The organism is Bacillus sp. AFS098217 (assembly GCF_002551815.1).
Lineage (GTDB): Bacteria > Bacillota > Bacilli > Bacillales > Bacillaceae_G > Bacillus_A.
On record NZ_NVPR01000057.1, the window covers coordinates 67790 to 74652 of the forward strand.

Genomic DNA, 6863 nt, shown 5'->3' on the forward strand with positions numbered 1-6863 from the left:
GCACACCCTCCTTTACGTTCATTCTATCAAAAGACGATACATATTATTATATACTATTTCTTATTTACACATAAAGAAAAAGCATGATTCCCTTAGAAAATCACGCTTTGCCTTCTTATTGACGCTTGATAAACTTCGCTAAATCTTTAAATTTCACTTTATCAGAGTAGTTCATGACACCGTTGACGTAAATGCGGCTTGTAACGAAATTTAAAATAGCGATTGTTACCAGTAAAATTGCTAAAGTAATACTAATTTCTAATGCACCTGCTTCTCCTGCTATAACACGGGAGAATGTGACCATTGGTGTAAAGAATGGAATATATGAACTAATTACAACAATTGTACTATTCGGATCACTTAGTGATTTAATGCTAATGAAAAGTGCACCCATGATTAACACTATAATCGGTATTGAAACGCCCTGTAAATCTTCTATTTTAGAAACAACAGCTCCAGCTGCCGCATACATCACTGCATATAACAAATACCCTGTAATAAAGTATATTAAAAACAAACTTATAACTTTCGCATCTAATTTAGCAAGGTCAATCGGAAGACCAGCTAATGATGCATTATCTAAGCTGACCCACCCAAGTAAATAGGGGATAAAGAAACCACAAGCCGAAATCAATAATTGTAATAAGGCAGTTGAAACAACTGCTAAAATCTTCGCATACATCATCGTAAGTGGTTTTACTTTCGGAAGCATTACTTCCATTACACGCGATGATTTTTCAGATGCAATATTCATGGCAATCATATTTCCAAAAGTCGCAATAAAAATATATAACGCAAGCGTAAAGATGTAAGCAATCCCAAAGGAAGACGCACGATCTTTTATCGCTTCTTCTTTCATCGGAATTTCCATTTGCAATTGTTTTGCTACTTCTGGAGACACATTATTTTTTTCAATCATTACCGCTGTATATTGCTCCTTCAAATAACTTGCTATGAGCGTAGATGTTGACTGACTTGGAAAGCCACTATACATATACGTAACTTCTGGAATGCCATTCTTTTCTGTAATACGGAATAGACCGTCTAACTCTCCTTCTTCCACTTGCTTACGTAACGCATTAAATTCTTCTTTTTGCGCCACAGTTACTTTCGCTGATGGGAGTAATTTATTTAAATCACTTTCCTGTACTTTATATGTGGTACTTTCTGTTACCACCGCGATTTTATCTTTCCCTTTATCTTTATCATCAGTAAAGTGGGTAAACGCCATAATCCCAAACACTATTAAAAATAAAATCGCACTTGTAATTAATGATTTTTTGGATAAAAACGATTCCCTAAAATAAAATGAAAATACATGAGGAAATTTACGCATTGTTATTTCGCCCTTTCTACGAATATTTCGTTTAACGTTGGCTCTAGCATTTTAAATTGCCGTAAGCTGACACCTTTTTCTTGTAACTTTTGTAAAATCGTTAGGGCTTCTGCGTCATTCTGAACTTTCACATAAAGCAGTCCTTGTTGTTTTTCGTACGGAATATTTAGAGCTTGCAATGCCTGTTCATTTTCTAACGCATCTTCAATTGTTAAATTACGAAAACCGTATTCTTGTTTAATATCACTTAGATGTCCTTCTACAACTGCTTCTCCTTTTTTCAAAATACATACATGTTGGCAAAATGCCTCCACTTGTTCCATTCGATGACTCGATAAAATAATTGTTTTCCCGCTTTGTACTTGTTCTTCAATAATACTTGCTAACATACCAGCATTAACTGGATCTAGCCCGCTAAACGGCTCATCTAAAATAAGAAGCTCTGGATCATGAATAAGCGCCGCAATTAATTGGATTTTTTGCTGATTTCCCTTTGAAAGCTCTCCTGCCGTTTTAAATTTATATTCTGGGATTGCTAATTTCTCCAACCAACGATCAATTGCACGATCCACTTCCTTCTTCGTCATTCCTTCTAATCTGCCAAAATAGCGCAGTTGATCTACCACTCTACTTTTTGTATATAATCCTCTTTCTTCTGGAAGATATCCAATTGTTACACCGCTCTCAGAAATTGCTTTTCCGTCCCATGTAATCGATCCTTCATTAGGAGTTAATAAACCGAGGAGCATTTTAATCGTTGTCGTTTTTCCTGCACCATTTCGGCCAAGTAGTCCTAGCACTTCACCTTTTGGTAATGAAATTTGCAATTGATTGACTGCTTTTGATTCACCAAATATTTTCGTTAAGTTTTGAATTTGTAAACTCAAAGTATAAATCCTCCCCTTCTCTATCATCCTTGCTCTTTTTTAAAAGTTATGATTATTTAAAGCAAAATATCGTAACACATACGATTTTATTTCATCCCATACTTACTCCCACTTATATACCACTCCCTCTATCATCCACCATTTTCTTCATTTAGTTAAAATTGTAAATAATAAATAGTTTATTGTCAATTATAATTGTCATTTTGACAACCAAAATTGTCAAAGATAGCAGTAAATTTTTATTCATCATCCTAATATAGGGCATACTACTATATATACAAAAGACAATATGCAAAAGTTCATAAAAAAAACTACAAATAACATTACATTTTAATATATAATATTAGATGATTTAGTAACATCAAGGAGGGTACATATGAAGATGAAAAGAGGCATTGCCACTTTATTATCTGTAGCAGTTCTTTCTACATCACTTGTAGCATGTTCAGGAACAGCTGAGAAAACAGTGGCAAAAGAAGAAAAAGTAAAGTTAACAGATCAGCAATTGATGGCCGATTTATGGTATCAAAAAGCTGGTGAAGCAAAAGCATTGTACTATCAAGGATATAACATTGGTCAATTAAAACTTGATGCAGCTCTTGCTAAAGGAACAAACAAAAAACCTGCTATTGTACTTGATTTAGATGAAACTGTTTTAGATAACAGCCCTCATCAAGCAATGACTGTAAAAACAGGAAAAGGCTATCCTTATAAATGGGACGACTGGATTAATAAAGCAGAAGCAGAGGCTCTTCCTGGGGCAATTGATTTCTTAAAATATACAGATTCTAAAGGTGTAGACATTTATTACATTTCAAACCGTAAAACAAATCAATTAGATGCAACAATTAAAAACCTTGAACGCGTTGGTGCTCCACAAGCAACGAAAGAACATATCTTGTTGCAAGATCCGAAAGAAAAAGGGAAAGAAAAACGTCGTGAACTTGTTTCACAGTCGCATGATATTGTCCTATTCTTCGGTGACAACTTATCTGACTTCACTGGCTTTGATGGAAAATCAGTAAAAGACCGCAATCAAACAGTTGAAGAAACAAAAGCACAATTCGGTGAGAAATTCATTATTTTCCCTAACCCAATGTACGGTGACTGGGAAGGCGCTTTATATGATTATGACTTCAAAAAATCTGATGCAGAAAAAGATAAAATTCGCCGAGACAATTTAAAATCATTTGATGTGAAATAATAAAGGATGGCTTTCGCCATCCTTTATTTTATTCCATATTTTTTGTTAGAGGTAAAATAAATACTTCTACACGTCTATTCTTCGCTTTTCCTTCTGGTGTATCGTTCTTCGCAATCGGACGATATTCTCCGTATCCAATCGCACTAAATTTCCCTGGATCCAATTGGTCGTTTTGAAGCAATGCTTGCATAAAGTTTACAGCACGCTGCGTACTTAATTCCCAGTTTGACGCAAACTGAGCATTTGCAATTGGAACATTATCTGTATGACCAGATACTGTAATCTCACGCGGAGCTGCTGAAACTAATAGATTCGACATTTCTTTGGCAATGTTTAACGATTCTACTTTTACATCAGCTTTCCCTGAATCAAACAATATATTCTCTAATATCGTGATCATCAAACCACGCTCTGTTAATTCTGTTTTAAAAGAAGATGACAATTGTTTTTCAGAGATATATTGATCAATACTTTTTTGTACCGCTTTTAATTCATTCATTTCTTGCTGTTTCACTTCAGCTTCAGCTTGTTTTTTCAGTTTTTCAGATTCAAGACTATTTGCCGATAAATCTTTTTCATTCTTTGGTTTTTGATCACTTAAAAACTCTTTTTTTCCTGTACCACCGGACAATTCACTCTTGAAAGCGACTGCCATTTGTTTAAACTTGGCAGCATCAATACTACTCATCGCAAATAAAACGATAAAAAGTGCAAATAGCAATGTCAGCATATCAGAATATGGAATTAACCATGTTTCATCAATATGCTCTTCATGTTTTTTCTTTTTGCCTCTTCTACTCTTTCTACTCCGCATTTTTTTCCGCTCCCTGTTCTAGCTTTTTACGCTCAGTCGCAGAAAGTGCACCTAAAATACGATTTTTCATGATAAACGGATATGTACCTTCTTGCAGCATTAATAAACAATCAATAATTAGACGTTTCTTTTCTAGTTCTTCTGCAGACTTTTGCTTTAGTTTATTCGCAAATGGATGCCATAACACGTAACCTGAAAAAATACCAAAAATCGTTGCAATAAATGCGCCTGAAATAGCATGTCCTAACTTGTCAATATCAGTTAAATTCCCAAGTGCAGCAACAAGACCGATTACAGCACCTAAAACCCCTAACGTCGGTGCATACATCCCAGCTTGTGAAAAAATAGCTGCACCTTTTGCATGACGTTCTTCCATCGCTTCTAATTCAGCCTCTAAAATTTGCTCTAAATCTTCTGCAGATACACCATCAATAACAAATTTCATACCGCGCAGAAGAAACTCATCTTCGATTTTGTCTAATTGTTGTTCTAGAGACAAAATACCATATTTTCTACTTTCCGATGTCCAATGAACAAATAACTCCAACAATTGTTCATAACTTAAATTCTTTTTATTTGAACCAAAAAGAATTTTAAATAATTTTGGCACCTTTTTTAAGTGATTCATTGGAAACGCAATACATACTGCCGCGGTTGTTCCAACGAAAATGATCATTGCTGCGGCAGGATTTAATAGTGCGGCTATGTCAGCACCCTTAAGAAACATCCCTACTATTACCGCAACTACACCTAAAATAATTCCAATAATTGTTGCAAAATCCATTCCCACTCACTCCTAGTCTATACAAGAGGTCATTCATTCTTATTAATCGTTACATCTTCTTATATATATATTACATAAAAAATTACTTTCATGAAAGCTTAGAAATGTATTATTCCGAAAAAAAAATCCACATTGACACATTTTTCTACACCAACTGACATTTTCTTGCATTTTCTTTGCAATTCTATTACATTACGACTCTTATGTTTCTTTTTCAAACTACTAGATTTATAATGAAACAATCAATAAATTATAAGAAAGGACTGAAATTACACAGCTTTATGAAAAAGATAGTTATTATTTCTGCCGCTACGATTGTAATCGGTATCACATCCTTGGCTTATTTCGGTTCGAAGTCTCTACTACACAATGAAGCAAAAGCTGTCGAAACACAAAAACATGTTGAACATCCAAAAGAAGAGATTCCTGCCTTTCCAAAGGCAGCACAGACAGCCAAAAAAATAGATGAAAACTTTTCTCTTGTTACAAATCCAGATTCACCGCTTGTATTAGTAAATAAACATCGTAAATTGCCAGATGGCTATATACCAGAAAATTTAACTAAGCCAAACGTTCCATTTACATCTCCAAAAGATAAAGAAAAAACATTACTTCGTAAAGATGCTGCCACTGCTCTTGAAAAAATGTTCCAAGCTGCAAAAGAGCAAGGTCTAGAGCTTACAGCTGTATCAGGTTATCGTTCATATAAACGACAACAATCCTTACATAATACATACATTAAACGTCAAGGACAAGCTGAGGCTGATTCAGTTAGTGCAGTTCCTGGAACGAGCGAACATCAAACAGGGCTTGCAATGGATATTAGTTCTAAATCTGCAAAATATCAATTAGAACCTATCTTTGGAGAAACTGAAGAAGGAAAATGGGTAGCAGCACACGCACATGAATTTGGCTTCGTTATTCGTTATTTAGAGGACAAAACAGATACGACAGAATACGCATATGAGCCATGGCATCTTCGCTACGTTGGCAATCCATATGCTACATACTTACATAAACATCACCTAACATTAGAAGAAGCAATGGGTGAAAAAAAATAAGAGAGCCATTTCGCTCTCTTATTTTTGCATTCTATTATTGTAACAGCTTTTGTTTCCATTCTTCGAGCCAAGGTGCTCCTTTTCCCGTTTTCTTCGATGCTTGCACCATTGCTCCGCGTCCAACTAAGCAAACTTCACCAGCTTCATTCTTCGCCATATAGTGTAAATCTAAAGAAGAGTTTCCAATTGATCCAGCTTTAACATATACCTTTAAATGTTCATCAAAGAAGATTTGTTTCAAAAAGTTACATTGAAGATCAGCAACTACAATCATCGTTTCTGACGCTTCATGGGTCCATTCTTGCATAAAACCAAGCTCCTTAAAAAATTCAATACGTGCTGCTTCAAAATATGTAAAAGCAACACCGTTATTCATATGCCCAAACATATCGGTCTCACCAAAACGAACCTTAACAGGAATATAAAATGAAAAATCACTTTCCCATTTCTCAAAGTCTTCAATATATGAAATCCTCTTCATAACTAACTCTCCTTTGTTTCGATCTTATAAAGTGAAACTTCCATCAGTGGAGGTTTTCTTCTTCCTCCACTGATGGAATGCACCACCTATCTTCCTCGCTTTTCTCTGAATCTTGAGGTAGGGGTATTACTGCCCGTGAATAGTAGGATAAATCATTTCACTCTCAAATGTATATTTCAGAATAAAACAAAAATTACAAAAACAAATCACTTAAGAAGATTGATCTATATATACATCAATTAAAAAACCGACATAAAGCCCCTCTTTTTAGGTGGAAGAGAGCATCTGGCCATGCA

At 34.9% G+C, this 6863-nt stretch carries 7 protein-coding genes; 2 read left to right on the forward strand and 5 right to left on the reverse strand.

Annotated features, from left to right (window positions below):
- Positions 1 to 115: 115 nt before the first annotated feature.
- Positions 116 to 1336, reverse strand: a complete 1221-nt coding sequence (locus COO03_RS16185) for an ABC transporter permease (protein ID WP_097898141.1) — start codon at positions 1334 to 1336, stop codon at positions 116 to 118.
- 2 nt (positions 1337 to 1338) lie between these two features.
- On the reverse strand, positions 1339 to 2223 hold the full coding sequence (locus COO03_RS16190; protein WP_141523116.1) for an ABC transporter ATP-binding protein: 885 nt from the start codon (positions 2221 to 2223) through the stop codon (positions 1339 to 1341).
- Between the two features lie 376 nt (positions 2224 to 2599).
- Between COO03_RS16190 and COO03_RS16195 the strand changes: the two genes are divergently transcribed.
- Entirely contained in the window at positions 2600 to 3427 is an 828-nt protein-coding gene (locus COO03_RS16195) for a 5'-nucleotidase, lipoprotein e(P4) family (protein ID WP_097898143.1), read from the forward strand.
- A 28-nt stretch (positions 3428 to 3455) separates the two neighbouring features.
- Here the strand turns inward: COO03_RS16195 and motB are convergent, their stop codons facing one another.
- Both motB and motA read right to left on the reverse strand, forming a co-directional pair.
- Positions 3456 to 4241 (reverse strand): flagellar motor protein MotB, encoded by a 786-nt coding sequence (motB, locus tag COO03_RS16200; protein ID WP_097898144.1) that lies wholly within the window; start codon positions 4239 to 4241, stop codon positions 3456 to 3458.
- On the reverse strand, positions 4231 to 5025 hold the full coding sequence (gene motA, locus COO03_RS16205; RefSeq protein ID WP_097898145.1) for a flagellar motor stator protein MotA: 795 nt from the start codon (positions 5023 to 5025) through the stop codon (positions 4231 to 4233). The genes motB and motA overlap by 11 nt, the downstream gene beginning before the upstream one ends.
- Before the next feature lie 281 nt (positions 5026 to 5306).
- Between motA and COO03_RS16210 the strand changes: the two genes are divergently transcribed.
- A complete protein-coding gene (locus COO03_RS16210) occupies positions 5307 to 6086 on the forward strand; it encodes a M15 family metallopeptidase (protein WP_097898146.1) in 780 nt (259 codons plus the stop codon).
- A gap of 34 nt (positions 6087 to 6120) precedes the next feature.
- Here COO03_RS16210 and COO03_RS16215 read toward each other — a convergent pair whose 3' ends face one another.
- A complete protein-coding gene (locus COO03_RS16215) occupies positions 6121 to 6567 on the reverse strand; it encodes an acyl-CoA thioesterase (RefSeq protein WP_097898147.1) in 447 nt (148 codons plus the stop codon).
- Positions 6568 to 6863: the final 296 nt, after the last annotated feature.

Bases quoted from the DNA above. Each gene is read 5' to 3' on its own strand.
- COO03_RS16185 (WP_097898141.1), bottom strand. From the start codon at position 1,336: ATGCGTAAATTTCCTCATGTATTTTCATTTTATTTTAGGGAATCGTTT.
- COO03_RS16195 (WP_097898143.1), top strand. From the start codon at position 2,600: ATGAAGATGAAAAGAGGCATTGCCACTTTATTATCTGTAGCAGTTCTT.
- motB (WP_097898144.1), bottom strand. From the start codon at position 4,241: ATGCGGAGTAGAAAGAGTAGAAGAGGCAAAAAGAAAAAACATGAAGAG.
- motA (WP_097898145.1), bottom strand. From the start codon at position 5,025: ATGGATTTTGCAACAATTATTGGAATTATTTTAGGTGTAGTTGCGGTA.
- COO03_RS16210 (WP_097898146.1), top strand. From the start codon at position 5,307: ATGAAAAAGATAGTTATTATTTCTGCCGCTACGATTGTAATCGGTATC.
- COO03_RS16215 (WP_097898147.1), bottom strand. From the start codon at position 6,567: ATGAAGAGGATTTCATATATTGAAGACTTTGAGAAATGGGAAAGTGAT.